This is a genomic window from Streptomyces sp. NPDC002690 (genome assembly GCF_053592415.1).
The window spans coordinates 1-1,153 of the sequence record NZ_JBSFVR010000756.1 but is presented as its reverse complement, the minus strand read 5'-3'; the positions used below and the strand labels follow the sequence as shown (position 1 = coordinate 1,153).

Here is a 1,153-nt window from a genome sequence, read left to right as displayed (position 1 = left end):
GCCGCGGTGGCCGCGACGGCGGTCACCGCCACCACCCTCGGCCTGCTGCTGTGGCAGTCGCCGGCATCCGCGCCGCCGGCCGCGCCGTCGCCCCGGGCAACGACGCCCGCGCGGGTGAGTACCTCCCCCACCCCGTCACCGGGCAACGATGTCACCCCGCTCACCCTCTACGTGGCCCCGGACGGTTCGGACGAAGGCGACGGAAGCCTCGCGCACCCGTTCGCCACGCTGGGCAAGGCGGTCGCCGGGGTACGGCCGGGCGGGACCATCCTCCTGCGGGGCGGTGTCTACCGTCCCGCGGAAGCGGTGGAGATCTCCACGAACGCCGATGCCGAGCACCGGATCACCCTCGCCAACTACCCGGGTGAGCACCCGGTCGTGGACGCGTCCGGCGTCCCCCGGAACGCGTGGGCCGTCACCCAGACCGCCGACTACTGGACCGTACGAGGGCTGGAGATCCACGGTTCGGCCAGCCACGCCTACGTCTGCCGGGGCTGCGCCCACACCGTCTTCCAGGGCCTGTCCTTCCACGACAACGCCGAGTCCGGTCTGACGCTGCGTGACGACGGAACCGAGGCCAATTCCGTCCTCGACAGCGACTTCTACGACAACCACGGTCCCGACGGCCGGGGCGGTGTCGGTCTCGCGATCAAGTTCGGCTCCGGCGCGGGCAACCTCGTGAGGGGCTGCCGGACGTACGACAACGCCGACGAGGGGGTGGACTTGGGCGGGTTCACCAGCCCGGTGACGGTGGAGAGCAACTGGTCGTTCGGCAACGGCAACGGCTTCACGCTCGGCGGCGGCAACACCCGGGCCGTCGTCGCCCACGTGGTACGGAACAACGCCGCCTGGGACAACACCGGCCAAGGCTTCAACGACGAAGGCAACCCCGGCCGGATCTCCCTGACCCGCAACACGGCCTACCGCAACGGCGTGGACGGCTTCCACCTCACCACGGCGGCCGCGGTGGCGCAGGCCAACGTGGCGGCGGCGAACGGCCGGGACATCGCGCTGGGCGACGACGTCCGCTCCACGGGCAACAGCTGGGACGGCGGCGGTGTTGAGTGGCGTCATGCGTCAATCTTAAATTGACGCTCCAGGGTCGTCAACCTGCAATTGACGATCCATTCGGTTTCGTCGCCGGGGCGCGTCA

1 protein-coding gene is annotated in these 1,153 nt (G+C 70.7%); it reads left to right on the top strand.

Annotated elements, in window-relative coordinates; translation table 11 throughout:
* A partial coding sequence (locus ACWD3D_RS37315; RefSeq protein WP_451465063.1) for a right-handed parallel beta-helix repeat-containing protein occupies positions 1-1,092 on the top strand: 1,092 nt, incomplete at its 5' end.
* Positions 1,093-1,153: the final 61 nt, after the last annotated feature.